Here is a 23,127-nt window from a genome sequence, read left to right on the forward strand (position 1 = left end):
TATAGCGCAGAGGTTATGCGCGCAAGGAACAAAGTTGGTTTTATTTGAGCTCATCCAGCACCCGGAACATTTTCTTTACTATCTCCCCTGCAGAACCATCATAGTTATTGATGATGATGGCTACTGTATACGTTACGCCCTCTTTGGAAGTATGGTAACCCGCAAAACTCTTGGTGCCGCCAATGGTGCCGCTTTTCAGTTTCATCTGGTTAAAAAAAGGCAAGGATTCATAAAAAGCAGGGTACCAGCTTCTGCTGCGGGCGTATTGCAGTGCCTGCACCAGTGCATCGGGCGTGACCCGGTTCTGGGGAGATAAACCACTGCCATCAATGATCTGCAAAGCTGCTGAACCAATGCCCTGCTCCTTCCAGAATTTTTTAACCAGTCCCACTCCTTTATCAGTACTACCCTTTCCTGTTTTCTCGAAGGCAATCGTCTTCAGAAAAGCTTCTCCATACAGGTTAATACTTTTGCGCATAAACCAGTAATTCAGGCTATCGAGCCTGGGAGAAATGAGTTTCCCGAGGTTTTGTACCTGCGGCACAGTCTTATCGTAAGAAACATTTACTCCTTGCAAACGGATCCCGGCCAGTTCAAGCGATTGCTTCAGCGTACTGGTTGTTTGTAAAGCAGGATCAGGAAAGGATCCGGAAATCACAAACGCTTTTTCTTCTACCGGTATGGTACCTCTTACAAAACCCTGGCTGGCGAATGGGGGCAGATAGATATAGGCATTATCGCCCGTACCCTTGGCGGCGGCCAGTAACTGGCTTTGCAGGTTTGTTCCGGTAAGTGCCGGGCGGGTTTCGATGATATCCACCGTATCGCCTATGTTTTTTCCTGAACGGAGAATCAGGTCGTACTGGTTCTCATGCCAGTTCAGTGCCGAAGTACCGGCACCATAATAATTACCGATATCATCCCAGATCCAGCCACCGGGTAAGGTTTCCTGCTCCCATTTACCACTATAACCCACCAGGTTTCCTGTTATTTTACGGATGCCGCTCTGTGTAAGCATTTTTGTCAACTCCAGCATCTGCCGGTCTTCTTTGGTAGAATCATAGCGCCAGCTGCCCAGACTGGGATCGCCACTGCCCAGCAGGTACAGATCTCCCTGTAAAGTATTCCTAGAAATCTTGCCGGTATACCCCAGCAAAGTCTCATACCGGTAAGCCGGGCCCAGTAATTCCAACGCTGCCACACTGGTAATGATTTTTTGACAACTGGCTGGTGCTAAGCCTGTTTGCGCATTTACTTCAAATACTTTATCGCCTGTTTGTGCATTGATGACCTGTAAACCCAGCAGGGCATGTTTCATTTGCGGGTCTGACTGCAGTATATCCACTGCTTTTGCCAACCTTTCTTTCACGGGTTGCGCCGCCAGGGAAAACGAATAGATACATAAACAAATAACCCAATAGCCTGTTTTCATAATTGCCCTTTACCTTGCACTAAAATTAAGCTTAAGCAGACTATGGAAAAAGTTTTTGCATCCATCATCACCATTGGAGATGAATTATTGATCGGACAAGTGATTGATACCAACAGTGCCTGGATTGCCCAGGAACTGAATAAAGTGGGCATTTCGCTGAAACACCGTGTGGCCGTGGGCGATGTGCGGGAAGATATCTGGCAGGCGCTGGATGCAGAGAGTAAGGAAGTATCGCTGGTGATCATTACCGGCGGACTGGGCCCTACCGCCGACGATATTACCAAACCCCTGCTCTGCGATTATTTTGGGGGTAAGATGGTGGTACACCAACCTACCCTGAAGCATATCACCCATATTTTCGAGCATATCCTCAAGCGCCCCATGATTGAGCGCAATGCGAAACAGGCCGAAGTGCCGGATACATGCACTGTTTTGCTGAACCAGCGGGGTACAGCACCGGGTATGTTATTTAAAAAGGATGGAACCATTTTTGTTTCCCTGCCGGGCGTACCGCATGAGATGAAATGGCTGATGACAAATGAAGTGCTACCGAAAATTCCGGAACTGTTTCAGACAGGTTTTATTGAACACCGTACCCTGCTCACTGCCGGTATCGGCGAATCATATCTGGCCAACCTGGTGCAGGAGATTGAGGAGGCCTTACCTGCCCATATCAAACTGGCTTACCTGCCCAATTATGGCATGGTAAGATTACGGTTAACCGCTTTTGGATTTGATAAGGCAGCACTGATCACAGAAATCGACCGGCATTTTGAGGGGTTCAAGGAAAAAGTGAAAAACTACCTCGTGATTGATGAAGACCTGCCTATGGAACAGGTAGTGGCCAGATTGTTGAAAGAGAGCGGAAAGACCCTTTCTACGGCCGAAAGTTGTACCGGTGGGTATATTGCGCATATCATGACCTCGCACCCCGGATCATCTGTGTATTTCACGGGTAGTGTGGTTAGTTATGCCAACCGCATCAAGGAAAGTATGCTGCATGTACCGGCAGAAACCCTGCAAACCGTGGGTGCGGTCAGCGAAGACACGGTAAAACAAATGGCCAGATCTGTCAGGGAACTGATGCAGACAGATTATGCCATTGCCGTGAGCGGTATCATGGGGCCGGATGGCGCCACCGCCGAAAAACCGGTGGGTATGGTATGGGTGGCCGTGGCTGATCAGGACAGGGTGGTAACCCAGCTGTTCAATTTCCGGTTTGACCGCAGAAGGAATATTGAATTAACTGCCACTAATGCGCTGAACCTTTTGCGTATCTTTATCAAGGAAAAGCCCTAACAGATGTTCGTTTTTGCATAGCAACCGATACATTTGCACTTTCGTTTTCTGTGTGTATTTTACTGTGCGGCAGGAAAGAAAGCGGTAAACAGAGAATAGAACCATATCCGAATTAAAACAGCACGATAGTATGGCAATTGCTGAACTGGTAATGCCCAAACTGGGCGAGAGTATCATGGAAGCCACGATCCTGAAATGGCACAAACAGGTTGGCGACACTGTAAAACAGGACGAGACCGTATTGGATATTGCTACCGATAAGGTAGACAGCGAAGTACCTTCTACCGCAGAGGGTGTGATTACCGAGATCTTATTTAACATCAACGATGTGGTACCTATCGGTACCGTGATTGCCCGCATCCGTACCGGACAGGAAGCTGCTGACAGTCCCGAACCGGCACAACCGGCAGTAGCACCCGTTATTGAAGCAGCAGAACCCGTACAGGCGGCTCCTGCCATGGCAGAAGCCTATTACGCCCAACCGGAAACACCTGAAGTTCCGTATACACCGGCGCCGGTTGAAGCTTCTATACCTGCTGCCAAACCTGCCGCTAACCGTTTTTATTCTCCGCTCGTTCTCAATATCGCCAACAGTGAAAATATTCCATTGAGTGAGCTGGAAAGGATTCCCGGAACAGGTAATGATGGAAGGGTTTCCAAAAAAGACATTCTGCAATATGTGGCCGATAAAAAAGCAGGTACCGTTCCGGTTTATACACCGGCTACTGTTTCTGAAAATATCGTTCCGAGTTCGCCTGCCACCAAAATCAATACCACTCCGGCTGTTCAGATCGCAACAGCTCCGGCGGTGATCACGAGCAGTTATACGCCTGCCTCCTATTCGGGTAAATCATCCGATCCGGCTACCGTTGTTTTATCCGGTGCCACGGAGATTGTTGAGATGGACAGAATGCGCAAGCTTATTGCCAAACACATGGTGGGCAGCAAACAAACCAGTCCGCACGTAACCAGTTTTGCCGAAGCCGATGTTACGCATATGGTATTATGGCGTCAGAAAGTGAAAGATGAATTTGAGCGCCGCGAGGGCACTAAACTCACGTTCACGCCCATGTTCCTGGAATGTATTGCAACGGTGATCAAACGTTTCCCGCTGATCAACTGTTCGCTGGATGGAGATAATATCATCATCAAAAAAGATATTAATATCGGCATGGCCACAGCTTTGCCAACCGGTAACCTGATAGTTCCCGTCATTAAAGGTGCCGATCAATTGAATATCGTGGGGCTAAGCAAAGCGGTAAACAATATGGCCGATGCGGCCCGCAACAACAAACTGAAACCGGAAGACACGCAGGGTGGTACTTTTACCCTGACCAATGTAGGCACTTTCGGCAGCCTGATGGGAACGCCCATCATTAACCAGCCACAGGTGGCCATCATGGCCGTGGGTGCCATCAAAAAACGCCCGATGGTAATGGAATCGGCGGAAGGCGATACGATCGGCATCCGACACATGATGTATCTCTCCATGAGTTACGATCACCGGATTGTAGATGGAAGTATTGGTGCCAAATTCTTATCAGAAGTAGCTAAAGAATTCGAGAACTGGGATGTGAACAAACAATGGTTCCATTATCTGTAATCAACCAAAAAATGTTAACCCAATACCATCTCATCAGATGGTATTTTTTTTGAGGTTTACCCATGCAGCAGCCAGCCTGCTGTAACCCACCCCCCACTCCAGATAATGGCGGTGAGAATAATGATACGGCCATATAAAACCGGCTCTACCTGTAACAAACCAGCTACTACGGGAATATAACTGCGCACAAAAGGCGTTAGTTTGGCGATAAAAATATGTTTCCCATTCTGTGAAGCTATTTTTTGTTTGATCGAGTTCACTCTTTTAACCGGCAGTCTGATCCATCTGGGCTTGATACGCATCAGCCACACACGGCCATAATAGAATAACAGATAAAGGATCACTGAACCCAGCATATCCGCTACAACTACCAGTGCAATTACCAGCGGGAAAGAGAGTGCCGCCTGCCGGCTCAGGTATCCAAAATAGAACAACACCAATTCATTGGGTAGTCCCGGCATTCCCAGCTCCTGTAGCAATACCATAGAAAAAATGGCGAAGTAACCATATAGCACAAAATAATTGACGAGTATTTCCTGCATGCTTATTTGTTTGAGGCAGCTATTTTTCCGTTTCTGTTACCTGCGGCAACCAGTACGGGTGCTACCTGCATAGGTGCTGCTACTCTGTGATCATCGGCACGGAATTTTTCATTCAGTAACGCCGAAACGGTAGAAGCAATCTGTTTCTGGTACAAACGTTCTTTTGTTTTTCTTTCTCCATCCGCCGCAATACCGGCTCCAATCATTGCCATCCATGCCTCGCCCGAACCTTTTACCCAAAAACCATGCTGCGACCATTTGTTTCTTTTACTACCTCTTCCATGATCGGTAGTAATGATAAAAGCCGTGTTGTCTTTATAAAATGGATCGGTTTGCACATAATACCAAAGTTCAGCCAGCATTCTGTCTACCTGGTGCGCTTTCTGCAGGTATTGATCATAGCGTCCAAGATGTGCAAATTCATCTGTTTCGCCCAGTCCGAGGAACAGCACTTTCGGATGTTGCTGTTCAATATAATTCAGGGCACTGGCATACGTGAGCAGATCCTGCCGGGTGCTGCTTTTGTGCATTATATTTTTCTGTACCTCGTTGATGAGTATATTCAGTGTATCATCTCCTTCCGCCAGCATTTCGTAACCACTGTTTACAGGCAGCTGACTTCTGTTTTCATTAATGATATAGGGCATTACATCCCAGGAACTGAAGGCAGCTACCTTGCCGGCATAGGCTTCTGTGGCATTCAGGTATTCCAGAATATTAGTATTACGGTTGCGTACAGAAAGATTAGGAATAAAACGGGTATCTGCAAAACCCGTTAGGATTTCATTGTAGCCCGGGTAGGATATCTTATACAGGTTAGAGACGTTTACTTCGCTGTTGTAATTGCGGTTACCGGATAACCTTCCTTTTTTTGCGATCACATCCCAGAAAAAAGGGAGCAGTCTGCGTTTTCGTTCTTCCCGATCAGGGCTCCAGAATTGCTGGCAGATCAATGCCGTATCCCGTACATAAGCAGTATCACGCATCAGCAGGGAATCTGCCCCGTTAAACACCTCCTGCCAACGGAACCCATCAGTTGTTATGATAAATACATTTCCCGGTGTTGCGGGTGTTTGTGCAGTAAGTATCAGCGAAAAACAACAAAAGAAAAAAGCGATGATGGTTTTCATTCAAAAGGTTTTACAAAGGAATCCTGTGTATGTATCTGCAACATCAACAACCGGTTAAGTTAAGGTTACTGAATCATGATGCTATTGTGAATTCAACGGCGCGATACTATCAGTTCATATGAGATTGGTTATTTCATACCACCATTCACCATTTATGAAAACAACTTCTTTACCCCGTGTATCGGTACTGGTACCGGCTTACAACGAAGAAAAATACATCCACCGTACATTAGCTGCATTGGTAACGCAGGACTATCCCGATTACGAGATTATTGTAACAGACAATGCTTCCAGCGACGGTACGGCATTGGTAGTACAGACATTCATTAACCAGCAGCCGGTTACTGGTGTGCAGATTACACTGATACATGAAAGCCGGAAAGGAACCAACTATGCACGTGAATCGGCCCGGCAACAGGCAGGCGGGCATATTATTGCGCAGATGGATGCAGATTGCGTACCCGCTTCCAACTGGCTTCGCAGAGGCGTAACAGCACTCATAAAAAACCGGCAACGGGTAGCCGTTACAGGACCCTATGATTATTTTGATGGTAATAGCCGGATGCGCTTTTTTTCTCTGTTATCGCAAAGAATCTTTTATCCTTTCATCAGTGATCTGGTACAGGTTTCCGGAAGAGGTGCCATCCTGATTGGAGGGAACACGTTTATTCGTTCGGAAATACTGGAAAAAGCCGGAGGCTATAATACCGCATTTACCTTTTATGGAGATGATATTGAACTGGGTAAACAACTGTCGCAGTTTGGCCATGTAGCGTATATACCTGGCCTGGTGCAACCATCCTCTTCCCGCAGGTATAAGGCCAATGGTTTCTGGGAGGTAAACAAAAAATACCAGGACAGTTTCTGGAACCTCGTATGGCGTAAGAATATATTGGTCACTACTACAGAAAACAGTCACCCCCGTTAAACGCCTTCAGGAAAGATAAAAACGGGCTAGTCCCCGTCCTTATCTTTTTTAGTCAGTTTTACAAATGCCGCCCTTTTAGGAGCGGGCACGGTGGCATCCAGTCCTTTAACCGCTTTCCAGATCACTTCGGTAAAAGCACGATCGGGGATCCTGTCTTCTTTTGAAAAATCAAAGGCTTCACTTTTCCGCTGCCATTCGTTCATGCCTGTGTTTTTTTCAGTAAGATCTACTTCAGCTGGTCTGGCTATAAACGGTGTGAGGTTAACCTGATTGGTAAAACAACGCCACATCGGGGTGGCTGCTGCATCGTACTGGCTCATCGGCGGAATGCCCAGTATCAGTTCCATAGTTCGCAGCATAGAAGAGGTGGAATACATGGTATGATCCACCAATCCTCTTTTTACGAGGCCACCGGCCACATACGCCGGACTCCTGTGTGCATCTACATGGTCGGGGCCATCCTGTGCATCATCTTCCAGTATAAATACCACGCTCTCTTTCCAGATCGGACTTTTACTCAGGTATTCTACAAACATGCCTACCGCGAGATCGTTATCGGCTACATGCGCAAAGGGTGTGGGTTTACCCAAACGCAACCCTTCTGTATGGTCATTGATCAAACGCAATGTGCTTAATCTGGGCAAAGCATTTTTTGACAGCAATGAATCGAAGTCACGTTTCCATTGTCCCACACGTGTTGTATCCCGAACGCTTTCATCCCAACTGGTGTAATAGGGGCAGAAATGATCTTTCAGTACCGGAATATTCGGTTTATAATCATCCGCAAACTCGCCATAGGTTCTGTAACTCACGCCGGCACGTTGGCTATGATCCCAGATAAACCCATTTTTATTGTTGGCAATCTTGCGGTTGCCTTCCGCGTCATAATCTCCTCCCCGGCCACCATAACTGGTTACCCAGGTTTTTTCGAGATAATCGGTAGCATAAGCTCCCATACTCCAGTTATGTCCATCGGCGCTTACTTCACCATCTACATAAAAATTATCGAGCAACACAAATTCTTTGGCCAGTGCATGCTGGTTAGGGGTTACTTTTTTACCGAACAAACAAAGAGAAGTATCGCCATTCCCTTCCGTCACATCGCCCAGCACCTGGTCGTAGGTGCGGTTTTCCTTGATAATATAAAACACATATTTGATAGGAGAAGAATCGCCTACCTTACGCGGTATGGGATTACCTGCTTCGGTATGTGATACCAGTTCTTTTGCTTTGCTATAGGGAGAGTTCCGGTATACAGCCTGCGAGTACACACCCAATTGTTTATCGGCAGGTGCCGTAATGATGCTCAGTGTTCCTTTGAAAAGTCCACCGATATACTGTACTTCCTGTGGTTTATTCATATCACCTTTCTGGTAACCCAGTTGTACTTTTTTATTGATGGGATTAGGCCCATAGGGATTGGCCTGCGAGGTAAATCCTTTTCCGTTGGTTACATAAATTTTGGAACCAATCGTTTTAACAGCAGTTGGATACCAGCCCACAGGGATAAATCCTTTTGCCTTACTGCTTCCTTTGATACTCACATCAAATACTGATAAGCAATTATTATCTGCATTGGCTATGTACACGGTTTTTTCGTCCAAACTTAATGCTACCCCATTGGTGGTAGAGCCGGCGGGTGCATCAGGATAAAGAGCGGCATTCAGGGTTTCCACTACTTTCCGCTGTCTGGTATCGATCACTGATACCGAATTATCATTGGCGTTGGCAACATATAACCAGCGACCGTTGGCCGTAAGACAGAAATCATTCGGGTTACTGCCTACGGCTATCTCGGCCAGTAACGCATGTTCTTTTACACCGTATACCAGTAAGCGGGCAGCACCCCAGCAGGAGATATACAATTCTTTCTGATCGGGTGAAAGACGGCAGGTATACGCTTCACCCGGCAATGCCAATTCCTTTTTGATCTGTTTGGTAATAAGATCAATTATATATAAACGGTTGTTATCCTTGGTAACCACGTACAAGAGCTGTTTGTTGTGATCAATGGCCAGTCCGGCAGGCGATATTTTATTGGGCCATGGTTTGCCCAACAGAATACTATCTGCCAATGTCAGTTTCTGGTTCTTAACTGCATATTTCAAGATGCGGTTATCATTTCCACCCGATACATAGAGGTATTGATCGTCTGCGCTAAAAGCAAGTCCCAACCAGGCTTTGGGTACTTCGATATGATCCAGCATCTTTTCAGTTACCACATCAATCAGCTGCAGGCTGTGCTTGCTTTGTCCGTTATTGGTGATTGCCATCCATTTTTTTGAATGGGCAACAGCGATATTCAGCGGCAGGTCGCCCAGCGGCAATGACTTACCCACGGGAGTTAAACTCCAGCCATTGGGCAGGCCGATTCTTTTGGCTTCGAGTGCAGTCAATGTTTGTGCAGACAGATCAGACAAAGCCAGTGCACAAACCATTATGAGTAAACTAATCTTTTTCATATAGCGTGTTTGTATAAAACTCAGTGATCAAATACCCGCAGCAAACTCTTCTGCCAGTCCGAAAGAAAGTGTCATTCCGGCGCCACCCAATCCGTTCAGGATATATACACCCGGTTCAGGGTTCAATATTACTTCTGTTTCGCCATTTTTCATCTTTGGATAAATGCCGTTCCATGATTGCACCAGTTGCCAGTCTTTGGTTACCATGAACCGTTCAAGGTAACCAGTGATCAGTTGGTTGATATATGCCCGGTCGAATGGATCAAACGTATGACCATATTCATGCGAATCGCCTACCGTTAATTCTCCGCTGTTATTCTGCGAAACCATCACGTGGATTCCCCACTGGAGGTATTCGGCCATTTCAGCTTCATACCGTTTTTTCAGGTCCGGTAAAGAAGGAGCCGCTTTAAAACTGTGATAGTGGATCAGCGACAAACCACCACATACCGAAGTGCCGATCCGCCAATCCTTATTGCCGGTTGTATACCGCAGCATCTGCAGTTTACAGCGTGTGATCCCGGCTGCTGTAAACTGTTCAGGGTATAATGTTTCAAAATCAGCGCCACTGCAGATACAGATCAGATCCGCCTGCATTATCCGGTTACCGATATATACCTGCCCTGCTTCTACGCTGTTTACCTGCGTTTGCCAGAGAAAGCTGATATCTAAATATTCTGTCAGGTAAGAAGGAATGGCAGCAATCGCTTCACGCGGGTCAACGATCAGTTCCGTATCACTGTACAATCCGCCCAGCAGAGATGGCGTATTTACACCAGAGAACTGCCGGCCGATCTGCGCTGCTGACAAAAGTTTTGTATTCCTGCCATTGGCAGAGAACTTATCATGCAGCTCCTGTAGCACCTGCCATTCATCTGGCTCGTTAGCTACATGTAAACTACCCGCTTCATGGTACCACAGGCCAATACTATCTGCGATCTCTTTCCAGATCTCCCTGCTTCTTACAGCACGGTTATAGAGTTTCCCATCGGGCTGTCCTATTGGCCATACCATCCCGAAATTGCGGATGGAAGCACCTACTGCTTTTTCACTTCTTTCAATCACCGTAACCTGGTAACCTTTTAAGGAAAGCGCCCTGGCAGTGGCCAGTCCAACAATACCCGCACCAATAACAATAGCTGATGGCTTATTCATATAGGATCAATTAAATAAGAGATTATATTTTTTATGGAAGTATCCCAGCGCAAAAACCGTTGCAGCGATTCCCGCTACTGAAAGAAGAATCACACCATTGCTGTAAACGGTTGTCCAGGATAGACTGGGATTAAAAATAGTTTTGGAAACGATTACTGCCACGCTGGCGAGATAACCGAAAGAATCAGCGAGATACATCAGGAAACCCACATTACCGGTTTGCCGGAAAGTTGCGATCATCCGGTCGAAAAGAATACAGTTAAAGGGAATATACCCGATATACAATCCCAAACCCACGCATGTCATCCACTGAAAGGGCGGCAGCAGATGCAAAACAAATAACAAAGAACTGATACCCGCAATCAGAAACCCTGCTACAATGATCCAGTGGGTGATCATAAATGCCTGCCGGTTATTTTTAATCAGCATCATACAACTGATCAGGGCAAGCACCAATATGGTAATGGGTATTTCAGTAGCGGTAAATACAGAAGGTTGACTGCCAAAACCGAGTTCCTGCCAGATATCTGCCGCATAATTATCGCGGATATCCCGGAAAAGGGTGAGAAAAACATAAATCACGATCAGTAACACAATACCCGTGCTGAACTGCCGGAAAAACTGTCTCCTTTCCTGCCGGTTCATGGGTTCGCGTGGTACCCGTGACTGTATATCTGATGCGGAAGGAGGTGGTATGCGTTCCAGTAAAAAAACAAAGAGAAGTAATGGGAAGAGGAATACCAGTCCGGTAGCAAAAGGCAGCCATTGGTCGGTAACCTGAAAATCGATCACGAGCCATTTAGCCACCGATTTAACAAAACCGGATGAAAAGATAAAACTGACAGCGAGTGCGGCGCCGATAAAATCAGTGGCTTTTCTCCCTTCTACATAAGAAAAGATCACCCCCCAGATCATACCCAATGGGAAGCCGTTCACAAAAAGAAACAGCACATTCCAGGGTGCGGGCACCCAGGCAAACAAAAGCAGGGCCACCCATGAAATGGATACCAGCGTAAGGATCACCCTGCCCCTGCCCATTTTTTTTAATTCTGAAATAAAACGGATTCCATAAAACTTGCTCATCATATAGCCTAATACCTGACTGATGACCAGCGCATCTTTATAGTGGATCCCCAACACAAGCGGTTCCTGTTCAAAACTCCCAACGGTAAAAGGTTTACGGAAAGCGTATACCGTTGCATAAGTAAGAAAAGTTACCACCGCGGCATATATGGCCACACGGGTATCCCTGTATTTTCCAGCATCGGCCCTTAGGGAAAAAAAATGCATGTTTACAGAATGAATGCAGGTAATTCCTGCAATGAATCAATGATCGCATCGGGATGATAGTCCGATAACTGCTCACGGGTATAAGCGCCGGTGGTAACAGCAGCCACAAAACCGCATCCGGCGTTTCTGCCTTCGTTCACGTCCACTTCCGTATCTCCTACTTTTACTACTTCTTTGGCATCTGCAATGCCGAGCTTCTGCATGATGGATTGGATCATATAAGGATGGGGTCTTCCTTCCGGTACTTCATCACTGCAAATGACGGCGTTAATGAGCGGAGACTGATCCCAACCCAGTTTTTGCAGGATGGCATCTGTGATTACCCTGGTAAAACCGGTGTTCAGTGCTACTTTAATACCCTTGTTCTGCAACATCCCGAAAATTTCTTCTGCAAAAGGCAAAGGTTGCAGATCCGTATCTGTATGATAGAATTCAACCATGATGCTGTTAAACCGGTCGTGAATCTTTTCAATCAGTGCAGTTTGTTCCGGGGGTGCAATTGCCGGAGCCTGTTTTACTACCATACGGGTAATCGCTTCTATTTTCCGGTACCCCATCAGTGTATTCACTTCTTCGATACCTACTGTTATATTTTCTTCGGCCAATGCATCCCGGAAAGCCTTGTTTACATTGCCTTTATCAGATACAGTAGTTCCTGCCATATCAAATACCACCAGTGCTGTTTTCATCTATGCGTTTGTTTTACTTTGTTCGGTTAAATGTTCTTGCATCAATACCCTGTAATGATCGAGCGACGGCAGCGGAACCTGTTCTTCTTTGGCCTGCTCATCCCAACGGCGTAAACGGATATACAGATCGGCCAGGGGATCTGTTTCGAAGTTTTTCGCTTCTTCTTCTGTCATCACCCCGCCCTGGAAAACCAGCGTCTCTTTACTCGCAGGAGATAACTGTTCGTAATAATCCGGATAACGACAGGTAAGATATCGTTTGGCATCTACATGCGAGGTCACCAGTTTGGCTATCTTTTCAGAAAATCCTTTTTGCCGCAGATAATCGGCTCCCAGTTTTTCATGATCCACTACCCCATACCCATCCATCAGTTTTACTTCGGTGATATGTTCACACAAATGGCCGATGTCGTGAAAAAAAGCTGCCAGGATCACTTCTGTATCATATCCTTCTTTTTCTGCCAACTGTGCACACTGGCACATATGTTCGATCTGCGAAACGGGTTCGCCAATATAATCTTCGCCGCCAAACTGCTCGTATAACGAAATCACTTCGTTTACCACCAGGTTGATCCGGTAAGCATCTGTATTCATGACTTTATTTTTATAAGCTATACTGTAAAGAGAGCCATACATTTCTGCCAGCTCCATTGATACCGCTTCCATGTGTTCGGTAATCGATGTTTCCGATATTCTGCATACCCCCGCGAATGGAAAGGAATTTTCCGGTATGTCCGGCATGCATATTCACAAGATACCATCCGGGAGTACCTCCCGTGGGAATCCTGTTATCATCCTTATCACCCTGCGCCAACCGGTTCTGCGTAGCTGCAGCCATATTCTCAATGGCAACATACCATTGCTGATGCTGGTATTTTATCTGCGCTCTGCCATTCAATGGCGGAATCCGGCGCATGGGCTCATGGGCAGACAAATTCTGTCCAAACAAATAAGTAGCACTCAAATCAAAACTGAAGCTGGCAGATACCCGATGTTTCCATTCGAACTCTGCCCCCCGCAGGTAAGATTCCTGGCTATTCTGCTTGGTATATACATTGTACCCGTTTACCTGCTGTCCGGGCACTTGTACCCGTGTAATGAGATTGGATAAATGCATATAAAAAACAGCTACCGATGTACTTACCTGCTGGTTCCGGAAGCGATACCCTAACTCTGTATGATAACTCTTCTCCGGTTTCAATCCATAAGCAGGCACTTCATACCGGAAATCAACCAAACCCAGACTTCCCATATCATCAATATTGGGCGCACGGTAACCCGTGCTGAATGAAATAAACAATCCAGACCGTTGATTCAGCTGGTATCCGAGGGCCGCGTTGGTTACGAGTGAAGAAGGTCTGACGTTGACTTTCCCCAGGCTTCCGGGTGCTTTGCTGGTGTCGGTGATCTGAATATCCAGCAGGTTATATCGAACACCTCCTTCTATGTTGAACTTACCGGCCTGCAGGTGATGAAGTGTATACAAGGAAAAATTCTGATTGGAAGCCCCGTCGGGATATAATCCTCTGAGCGATTGCATAGCCGTTCCATTTACGGGGTATTGGTACTTGGCACTGTTTACTTTATCGTAATAATATTCAATACCCGAATTACTGTTCCAGTTTTTACCCCAACTTGAATAAATATCTACCGTAGCACCGGCGGTCTTTACCCGATCCTTTTCCTCGAAACGGTTGGCATTTCCATTGCGGAGGTAATCTCTCCTTTCAAAACTCTGTTGCAGTGAGAGAATGAGACTGACCGATTGCATCCAGGGTTTACCTGTTTGAGACTCCAGCTTCAGGTAACTCAACGAGCGCTCCTGCGGTGCAAAAAAATAATAGGCATAATTCTCCAGTTTCACTCTGTGATACAGGGGCACATTTTCCTGTCGCGTATATTGGTGAGATAAGGATACAGTTGTGTTACCACCCAGTCTGAATTTCATCTTTGCATCAAAAGACTGTTCCGTATAACCGGAAGGTGATTGACGGCCCGTTGTATCTCCACCTATCAGGTCGCCGAATTTCCGATTGGTATAACCACCCGAAAAAACAAAACCGGATGACTGGTAAGATATTTCTCCCCGTCCGGTATATTCCATATCAGATGAAACAGCTTTAGCAATCGCTTTTGCTTTAAAAGCGCGGGCACCAAAATCAAGATCGCGGCTGAATAAATGGATCACTCCACCCAACGCATCAGAACCATATTGTACCGAACCGGCACCTTTGATTATTTCCACTTTATCGATCGTGTACAGATCAATGGTATTCAGATATTGATTGGGGCCATACCGGAAAGTGGCATTATTGAAACGGATCCCATCCAGCATAATCAGTGCCTGGTTACCGGTAAGCCCGCGCACAAATGCAGACCCGCCGCCATGATTGGTTTTCTGCACAAATATGCCGGCAGAACCCATCAGCAATTCCGGCGTGGTACGTGCACCGGATTGCTGTATTTTTTGTGAGTCAATAGTTGTATACGAATAGGGCAACAAATACCCCTCCGTTGATTTACGCGTTGCTGTTACCACCACCGGATCAAGAAAAGCACTGGTATCTTTTTTGGCTCCGCCAATATCCTGTCCGAAAGACCAAACGGGCAGCAGCAAAAAAGAAAATAATCTCTTGTAACACATACGCTTATTATTATTTTGTATAAATCGATGGTATCGGATCTGCTACAGGATGTTCTGCAGTAAACCGGAAGCCCAGCAAAGAAGCCAGCGTAGCGGCTATCTGTTGCTGATACAATTGCCCTGCTGTTGTTACTTCCCCGATGGCCCTGGTATCCGGACCGATAGCGGCGATCCAGATCTGGCCGGCATCTTCCACTTTCTGGCCATGGTGTCGCCATTCATCTTTCACTTTGTCTCCACGTCCATGATCGGTTGTAATCAGCAATGTGGTTTTGTTGGCATAGTTCGGATCTGATTGCAGATAATGCCACAGATCAGCTATCATTTTATCCTGTGCATGTGCCGCTTTCAGGTACTGGTCATACTCGCCACCATGCGCATAATCATCAGTCTCATCAAAAGCAATATACAAAGCCCGCGGCTTATATTCCTTCAGATACTCCCTCGCGGCAAGATAGGTAATTACATCCGGCCTCACCCCAATAGGCCTCGTGGTGAGGTATTGCAGGTCATTGATCAGTCTCAACTTCTCTGAGGGGAACAATAGGGAGTCAGTATCCGCATTCACATAGATACCGCTACGCTGTTTGTTCAGTATATAGGGGAAAGCATCCCAGGTAGCAAAAGCGGCTACTTTTCCTTTAAAACCCGGCTGTTTCCCGATAAATTCGAGTACATGTGTATTCTTATTGGCAATTTTATCGTTTGAGTTAACCGTTATATCCGGGAAACCCGTAAAAATTTCATTGTAGCCCGGATAAGAAAATTTATAGGGATTCGCATTGTTTACTTTATTGTTGTATTGCCTGTTGCCATATAATTGGCCCTTTACTGCAATCTCAGACCAGAAAAAAGGAAATAGTTTCTTCCTCCGCTGTTCCAGCGTATCATTCCAGAAACGGCTGGAAGTACCAGCACTGTCTTTTGTATATTTCTTATTGTTCAGCAGCTGAATATCGGCACCACCAAAAATTTCCTGCCAGCGCATTCCATCCAGGGTAACAACCACAATATTTTCTGTTTTGGTTTTCTGTGCCATAACAGGAACAACCTTCATACAGATTACTGTAGCCAATATACCTGTCAATAAAATCCTTTTCATTTTTTTATTTTATAAGAGTAAATAGGTAAGCGAAGCCCCGAAGGACTCCGCTTTTGAAAACTGCACCTATGCTATTTTATCCAACTATTTAATGATCCACAGATCGGCATTAATATCATCTACGCCACCAGTGAACTGTCTTTGCAGTGCTTCCTGCAGATTGGTTTTATTGGTAGCGATCTCAGATGTAGGATACAGGAACCGTTTAGCCACCCGCTGGCTATTACCGGTACCCGGGCCTGTGAGAAAAGTAGGCACACCGGTTCTTCTCCAGTTATAATAGGCTTCCCATCCACTGTTCTGGAAATAAGCCAGGTATTTCTGTAACAGAATCTGGTTCAGTCCCGCAGCAGTATTACCGGCATATTTTACAGTTGCCTGGTTGTAATAGGCATTCTCATCGTAATTGATTACGTAGGTATTGTAATCATTCAGGGTTCCACCCGGTTTCTGAAAGTAAACAGTATTATTACCATTTACGATCCCATAGAAGGAGATGGAAGTAGTGATCCCCTTTTTATACCAGCTTTCTGCATCACCTGCCATCCAGCCACGGTTAATGGCTTCGGCGATGTTGAAACACATTTCGGTATACCCGATCTGAACGTTTGGCTCTGCCACGTAGGTACTATAGTATCGTTTGCGGTTGATGAAAGAATATTCACCATTACCCGCTTTTGTACTCATATCCGCCAGGTCCTCGCCACTGCTGGCTCCGAGAAAAGCGTTGAACGATGTGGGTGCTGCACCACCGGCCACTCTTTTGGCAGCGGGCTCAGCCGTTACAAATGTGCGTGGATCCTGCAAAGCAACCAGGTTATTCAGGTAAGTGGCACTCGTGTTATAACGGGTAGCATCAAAACCGAAATTATCCGGGTTGGTTGGATACTTATTGAAAGTGCTGTTGTACACATACTGCAGGTTATCTGCCAAACCGGTAAACAATGGATACTTAACAGGATCTGCCAGCGTTGCGGCAAATTTCTGTTTGATGGCAAGATCGGTATCGGCTTCTTTTTTACTTAACGCAATCAGTACCCGAAGTTTAAAAGCATTTACCGCTTTCTGCCATTTTTTAAGATCATTGCTGTAATAGTAATCACCAGCCAGTGTATTATCTCCTTTGGTAATCAGCTGTGCCAGATCAGTATTGGCATCATCCAGCCATTTCAATACCTGAATAAAGATTTCCTTCTGTGTATTATATTTAGGCGCTCCTACTTCCAGGCCTTTCACGGCATCGGTTAAGGGAAGGTCACCCACACGCATGGTGAGATCATAATAGAAAAATGCACGGAAGAACTTACCCAGCGCCGCATACGGATTCTGTGCAGCAGCACCGATCTTGGTTGCTTCCTGTTCCATTTTCTGGATATTCTTCAGCGTATTATAGGGGTTGAACGAAACGTTGGTCCAGTTGTACTCCTGGTTACCATAATAATTGTAATTACAGTTGCTGAACTGGTTCCAGCGGTGGGCCTGAGACCAGGCTCCCTGTGTAAAATCATTCTCTATGCCACTGAGTACCAGTGAAGGAGGTACACTTTCCGGGCGGTTGGTATCTATTTTCAGTTCATCAAATTTTTTGGTACAGCCCGTAGTAAAAGCTGTTGCCGCCAGTAATGAACAGATCAATATCTTTTTCATACAATGTAAGTTTGGGTTGATCAGAAAGTAAAGTTTAGATTAAAGCCATATCGACGCGTAGTAGGTGTTTGCAGGTTTGAAGATGTCTGCCCGCCTGCATACTGGTCAATGTCCACATCTTTGAAACGGTTACCATCTTTCATGAAATAAAGCAGGTTACGTCCCACAACCGATACGGTGGCTGATTTGAAAAAGCCTTTCTTACCAAAAATATCAGCAGGGATATTATAGGTCAGCACTACTTCGCGCAGTTTCAGGTAGGTTTTGCTGATCATATTTCCTTCTGAAGTATTGTAATAGCGACTGATATAATCCTGCAGGAAGGTCTTGGTAGTGTTGGCACCAAATTTCAGATCACCATAATTCGTAACAGCTCCTGTAACCGGATCATATTTAATCGCCACACCGTTTGATACCGTGGCTCCTTCACCTACATAAGATTTTACGCCAAGGTAATCCTGGTAACGGGCTTCACCCATGGCTCCTTCAGTAGTTTCAATATGTCGTCCACCACGGAAAGTCTGTTTACGTACATAATCTTCCATCACACCACCAATACGGCCATCAAACTGGAAAGAGAAGGTGAAATTCTTGTAGTTAAAACGGTTGTTCAAGCCCCATACCAGGTCCGGATCGGCATATCCACGAAACTGTGCTACCGGTGCTACAATCGGTCTTCCACCTGCATCGTTGATGATTTGTCCATCCGGTGTTCTTACAAATGAACTTCCGTACACTTTATCCAGCCTGTCGCCCTTACGATAGAATGTATTCAGCACATCTACCCCTTCAGGTAATTCAGCCAGAGTTCTGCGGTATTTACTCAGGTTCAGCAATACATCCCATGAGAAATCTTTGTTCTTGATTGCCTGCCCGCTGATAGAAATTTCAATACCGGTTGTTTTATTCTTCACCGCATTGGTGATAAAAGAATTATACCCGGTTGTCTGAGACAAAGGTTTATTATAGATCTGCGGTCCGTCGATATTGGTATAATAAGCAATATCCAGTCCAATACGGTTCTTCAGAAACTTCATATCCAGCCCCAGTTCCAGGGTGGTACGGCTATCCGGACTGATAGCAGGATCGATCAGGTTATTAGGATAAGTGGCATAAGGCTGGTTATTATAACCCAAAGCAGTGTTATATGGCGTAGCCAGACCATACGTAGGTCCGTCATAGGAAGAGCTATACTCACTGCCATAACCCAGCGGGTAACTGGCGTTAGGGGTAGCACCGATATAAGATGTTACACTGGATCCGCCACTTTTTACATTGGCATAAGAAGCCCTTGCTTTCAGGAAAGAAACTGCTTTTGGCAGCACCAGGTAATCAGACAGGATCGTGTTACCTGAAACAGATGGATAGAAATAAGACTCATTCAGTGTAGACAGCCTATCTACCCTGCCGGTTGTATTCAGATTGAAGTATTTACTCAGTGCTACATCGAAAGAGTAGTAAGCACTCATTACCCGCATATCACTTCCAAAATTATACGCCTTTACAGGGTTACGACTGTTGGCAAATGAATATACACCGGGCACATTCAGGTAATCGGTGGTAACAAAACTTGATTTATACGCAAAATTCCGAACGTTACCACCCACAAATCCATTTACGCTGATAGCACCAAAGCGGTTATTGTATTTGGCCATCAACTCTGTATTGTTTTCAAAGAGATTACGTTTGTCTTCGCGGTAATCGCCCCTGCCCTCTTCTCTTCCGTAAGGGTGAGCCGAGAAAGGCATTTTTTCGGTACGCAGAATATCATAAGTAGTAACGGCAGTTCTTGCAAGCAGTTCTGTATGATTACCGATTTTCTGTGTAAGAGAAACATACCCGTATACATCTGTTTTGTAATGACCACGCAGCCACTCATACGCCATGAAATAAGGATTGTGGTAGCGCTGGTACTCGGCATACACACTCTGAACACCCTCTTTACCAGGTTGCCAGTAATTGCGCATATCATCAATATTCCAGTCGGCACCACCCCAGATAGTGATATTATAAATCATACTGTTAGGGCCATAGTTCACATCCGGGAAATTGGGTGTGTACTGGCGGTTGTAATTCAACTGTGCATCCAGTTTCAGTTTATCATTAAAACGGTAACCGGTATTGATATTAAAATTGGTAATGTTCAGCTGTGTGTTAGGTACAATTCCTTTCTGGTACGAATGCGACAAGGAAAAACGGATATCATATTTATCGTTACTGGACGACACTGACAGGTTATTGGTAGTCAGTAATCCAGCCTGGATATATCTTTTCAGGTTGTCTTTTCCTCTTGCCGTCCAGGGAGTCCCTTTGCGTACGCCGGTAACAGGATCTACCGGACTATCGTACTGAGCAATCAACTGACCTTCAAATTTAGGTCCCCATATATCATAATCTCCATCATTCAATCCACCTCCTTTACCATCTACAAAAGAATATTTACCATGATCACCGGGGCCATACAGGTCCTGTGTTTTGGGCAGGGCAATAAATCCTTTATCAATCATGGTGCTGCTGTTGAACTCAATCGCATATCCACGTTTGTCTTTGGAACCTTTTTTGGTGGTGATGATGATGGCACCGCGCTGACCGCGGTAACCGTACAAGGCAGAAGCCACGGGTCCTTTTAAAACGGTAATGTTCTCGATATCATCCGGAGACACGTTCCATGTATCTGAGTTAATAGGGATCCCGTCAATTACATACAGGTCGATATTGGAACCGCGGAGTAATACCTGCGGACGGCCCAGCATTTCGGCAGAAGCACCAACAGACAAGCCTGCCACTTTACCCACCAGTGAATTGATGGGATTGGGCTCTCTTGCTTTAATCAGATCAGCACCTTTTACCTCCTGGGTAGCATAACTTACCAGTTTTTTCTCTTTTTTAATGCCCAAAGCGGTGATCACCACTTCGTCTAATTGTTTTACAGATGCTTCCAGGCTGATGGTAAGGTTATCGCCTGATACCGTTACCTGTTTTGTCTGAAAACCAACTGAACTGATCAGCAATTGACTGTTTCTCGCTGCAGCGATGGTGAACTGCCCATCGGCATCCGTACTGGTGTTGGTTTTGGCATTTTTTACGCTGATGCTCACACCTTCAATAGGTTTTTTGCTAAGCGCATCGGTTACTCTCCCTTTTATCTGGAGAGATTGGGCATGCAGCATGCCGGAAAGAAACAATATCACCACAAGCGGCAATACACGTTTCAGGTAATGGATTTGTTTCAACTTCATAAACAAGGTTTTAGTTGTTTGGTGAAGGCAAAACTATCCGGACAGTGTTAAGGGAAAATGTTGTTAATGTTAAGTAAAAGTAAAGTCACACTAAACTTTCCAGAATTAAAACAGGATTATATTAACCAATATTAAACATTTGTGATCAAATTGTTAATGCAGGTCTGGCTATAAAGCACGCTCTTTAAATAGATAAATCACCAGCAGTACCGCTTCGGTATCTCCTGTATTCACGGGGTTGTGGAGTTCTGTGGCATCGAAAAAAAGGGAGTCGCCTTCGTCCATATCAAAAAATTCTTCCCCGATCTGGTACCTGACTTTCCCTTGTAACAGGTATTTGAATTCAAAAGCATCGGTACTTACCGGTGGACGTTGTGCGTTTTGAGCGAGGTGTAATAACACAAAATCCACATGATAATCATGTACAGTGGTTGAAAACAAACGGCGATAGGAAAAACCCTCGGCGTTTTCTTTTTCAAAGAACTGGTATTGCTCTTTTTTACGGAAAATCACTTTACTATCGGGCGTAAGCAGGTTAATATCCTTGAAAAAATCATTGAAATCCACTTGTAAAGAACTGATCAGGTTCAGTAACACCGGTAAAGAAGGAATGGCACGGCTGTTCTCAACCTGGCTAAGCATCCCTTTGGAAACACCCGCCGCTTCTGATAACTCCTGCAGGGTGATATTTTTTTCTTTCCGAAGATCGCGGAGCCGGTTGCTGATCTGTATGATAATATCCTCTTTCATATAAAATGGACCTGTTACGTTAGTTCAATCATATAACAATTTAGCAGAAATAAAAAGATGTTTGACCAAAATATGCCGGTATTAAGAAGCAAAACAATTCCTTAATACTGAAATATTGATCAAACATCTTTCATGAGTTAAGCTTATAATGTCTCCCGGATCTCATCCGTGGCTTTTAACACCACTTTTTCGCCAGCTTTCAGGTTGCCGAATATTTCCGTTTTACTGGCGGTCTGGTTGCCGGTACTTACATCTACTTTACTGATTTTCCCATCTCTGATCACCAATATATATTTTCTTTCGGTAGAAGTAACTACGGCAGTAGCTGGTACCAGTAATGCAGCCGCATTCCCTTTGGAATGCAATACTACATCTGCATACATTCCCGGAGCCAGTTTGCCTTTGGGGTTCGGTACATCAATCTCCATCCTTTCGCTACGGTATTGTGCATTGATATTTTTGGATCGTCTGCTGATAAGCCCTGATAACCGCTCTCCCTGCAAGGCACTTACATAAAAAGAAACCGTATCCTGTTTCTGAATAGCCGCAGCTACTGCTTCCGGTACATCTACCTGTAAACGTAAGTGATCTACCTGTTTCAGTTCCAGCATGGGTTTATCTTTCCCGGCTGTACTTACCAACGCTCCCGGATGCACATTGCGTTCTGTAATAACGCCGGCAAAAGGAGCCGTTACCCGTAAATAACCCAGCATGGTTTGCTGCATCTGCCAGTTGGCTTTCTCTGCATTGCTTACAGCACTGTCTGCTTCCATCTTGGCTTTATAGGTAGAAATATCCAATGTAGAAACAGCTCCGGCTGTTTTGGCCGCTTCCAGTAAACGCTGGTAGTGCTCCCGATCAATGGCATAATCTGCTTTGGTCCTGGCATATTTTTCCTTCGCCTGTGTGGCTGCCTGTTCCAGTTCGGGTGCTTCGAGGCTCATCAGATTTTGTCCCGCCCCTACCAGCGAACCCACATCCACTGATACCGTTTTTACATACCCGTTCACTTTGGGGAAAATACTGACTTCCTGCCAGGCCGCCAGCTGGGCAGGTAATTTGATCTGGGTAGCTACCCCCCCGGTTTCTACAACAGCCGTTTCGTAAGCTGTGTGAGTAGTTTTTTCTGCTGCTTTTGCAGTTGTTTCTTTTTTCTTTTCTGCACACCCCAACAGGATGGATGCACTAACTATCGTTACAAAATAATATTTCATA

The 23,127-nt window shown here is 45.5% G+C and carries 17 protein-coding genes; 3 read left to right on the plus strand and 14 right to left on the minus strand.

Features of this window, described 5'->3' with window-relative positions:
• Positions 1–40: 40 nt before the first annotated feature.
• Positions 41–1,432, minus strand: a complete 1,392-nt coding sequence (gene dacB / locus AC1RNB_RS15820; protein ID WP_493084399.1) for a D-alanyl-D-alanine carboxypeptidase/D-alanyl-D-alanine endopeptidase — start codon at positions 1,430–1,432, stop codon at positions 41–43.
• A 42-nt stretch (positions 1,433–1,474) separates the two neighbouring features.
• Here dacB and AC1RNB_RS15825 point away from each other — a divergent pair, with 42 nt between their 5' ends.
• Both AC1RNB_RS15825 and AC1RNB_RS15830 read left to right on the plus strand, forming a co-directional pair.
• A complete protein-coding gene (locus AC1RNB_RS15825; protein WP_493084401.1) occupies positions 1,475–2,731 on the plus strand; it encodes a competence/damage-inducible protein A in 1,257 nt (418 codons plus the stop codon).
• Positions 2,732–2,861: 130 nt separating this feature from the next.
• Positions 2,862–4,334 (plus strand): dihydrolipoamide acetyltransferase family protein, encoded by a 1,473-nt coding sequence (locus AC1RNB_RS15830; protein WP_493084403.1) that lies wholly within the window; start codon positions 2,862–2,864, stop codon positions 4,332–4,334.
• 56 nt (positions 4,335–4,390) lie between these two features.
• On the opposite strand, the gene AC1RNB_RS15835 is transcribed toward AC1RNB_RS15830, so the two are convergent.
• Both AC1RNB_RS15835 and AC1RNB_RS15840 read right to left on the minus strand, forming a co-directional pair.
• Complete coding sequence (locus tag AC1RNB_RS15835) at positions 4,391–4,876, minus strand: DedA family protein (RefSeq protein ID WP_493084405.1); 486 nt, start codon at positions 4,874–4,876, stop codon at positions 4,391–4,393.
• Positions 4,877–4,878: 2 nt separating this feature from the next.
• Complete coding sequence (locus tag AC1RNB_RS15840) at positions 4,879–6,006, minus strand: alkaline phosphatase family protein (protein WP_493084407.1); 1,128 nt, start codon at positions 6,004–6,006, stop codon at positions 4,879–4,881.
• A 154-nt stretch (positions 6,007–6,160) separates the two neighbouring features.
• Between AC1RNB_RS15840 and AC1RNB_RS15845 the strand changes: the two genes are divergently transcribed.
• Positions 6,161–6,934: a glycosyltransferase family 2 protein gene (locus AC1RNB_RS15845; RefSeq protein WP_493084409.1), complete on the plus strand. Its 774-nt coding sequence runs from the start codon at positions 6,161–6,163 to the stop codon at positions 6,932–6,934.
• A gap of 26 nt (positions 6,935–6,960) precedes the next feature.
• Here AC1RNB_RS15845 and AC1RNB_RS15850 read toward each other — a convergent pair whose 3' ends face one another.
• From AC1RNB_RS15850 to AC1RNB_RS15900, 11 genes are all read right to left on the minus strand, one after another.
• The gene (locus tag AC1RNB_RS15850; RefSeq protein WP_493084411.1) at positions 6,961–9,396 is read right to left on the minus strand and encodes a bifunctional YncE family protein/alkaline phosphatase family protein; all 2,436 of its coding nucleotides are present in this window, start codon (positions 9,394–9,396) and stop codon (positions 6,961–6,963) included.
• A 27-nt stretch (positions 9,397–9,423) separates the two neighbouring features.
• Positions 9,424–10,551, minus strand: coding sequence for a TIGR03364 family FAD-dependent oxidoreductase (locus AC1RNB_RS15855; protein WP_493084413.1), 1,128 nt, complete (start codon positions 10,549–10,551; stop codon positions 9,424–9,426).
• A gap of 6 nt (positions 10,552–10,557) precedes the next feature.
• Positions 10,558–11,841 (minus strand): DUF5690 family protein, encoded by a 1,284-nt coding sequence (locus AC1RNB_RS15860; RefSeq protein ID WP_493084415.1) that lies wholly within the window; start codon positions 11,839–11,841, stop codon positions 10,558–10,560.
• Between the two features lie 2 nt (positions 11,842–11,843).
• The gene (locus AC1RNB_RS15865; protein ID WP_493084416.1) at positions 11,844–12,530 is read right to left on the minus strand and encodes an HAD-IA family hydrolase; all 687 of its coding nucleotides are present in this window, start codon (positions 12,528–12,530) and stop codon (positions 11,844–11,846) included.
• On the minus strand, positions 12,531–13,196 hold the full coding sequence (locus AC1RNB_RS15870) for a phosphonate degradation HD-domain oxygenase (RefSeq protein WP_493084418.1): 666 nt from the start codon (positions 13,194–13,196) through the stop codon (positions 12,531–12,533).
• Positions 13,135–15,174: a TonB-dependent receptor plug domain-containing protein gene (locus AC1RNB_RS15875; protein WP_493084420.1), complete on the minus strand. Its 2,040-nt coding sequence runs from the start codon at positions 15,172–15,174 to the stop codon at positions 13,135–13,137. The genes AC1RNB_RS15870 and AC1RNB_RS15875 overlap by 62 nt, the downstream gene beginning before the upstream one ends.
• A gap of 10 nt (positions 15,175–15,184) precedes the next feature.
• Positions 15,185–16,276 carry an alkaline phosphatase family protein gene (locus AC1RNB_RS15880; protein WP_493084422.1) on the minus strand — a complete coding sequence of 364 codons (1,092 nt, stop codon included), beginning with the start codon at positions 16,274–16,276 and terminating at the stop codon, positions 15,185–15,187.
• An 84-nt stretch (positions 16,277–16,360) separates the two neighbouring features.
• The gene (locus AC1RNB_RS15885) at positions 16,361–17,923 is read right to left on the minus strand and encodes a SusD/RagB family nutrient-binding outer membrane lipoprotein (RefSeq protein ID WP_493084423.1); all 1,563 of its coding nucleotides are present in this window, start codon (positions 17,921–17,923) and stop codon (positions 16,361–16,363) included.
• Positions 17,924–17,943: 20 nt separating this feature from the next.
• A complete protein-coding gene (locus AC1RNB_RS15890; RefSeq protein ID WP_493084424.1) occupies positions 17,944–21,162 on the minus strand; it encodes a SusC/RagA family TonB-linked outer membrane protein in 3,219 nt (1,072 codons plus the stop codon).
• Between the two features lie 168 nt (positions 21,163–21,330).
• The gene (locus AC1RNB_RS15895) at positions 21,331–21,912 is read right to left on the minus strand and encodes a helix-turn-helix domain-containing protein (RefSeq protein ID WP_493084425.1); all 582 of its coding nucleotides are present in this window, start codon (positions 21,910–21,912) and stop codon (positions 21,331–21,333) included.
• A 143-nt stretch (positions 21,913–22,055) separates the two neighbouring features.
• The gene (locus tag AC1RNB_RS15900) at positions 22,056–23,126 is read right to left on the minus strand and encodes an efflux RND transporter periplasmic adaptor subunit (RefSeq protein WP_493084427.1); all 1,071 of its coding nucleotides are present in this window, start codon (positions 23,124–23,126) and stop codon (positions 22,056–22,058) included.
• Between the last annotated feature and the right edge of the window lies 1 nt (position 23,127).

The organism is Sediminibacterium sp. GW821-FHT12F12, from assembly GCF_058806635.1.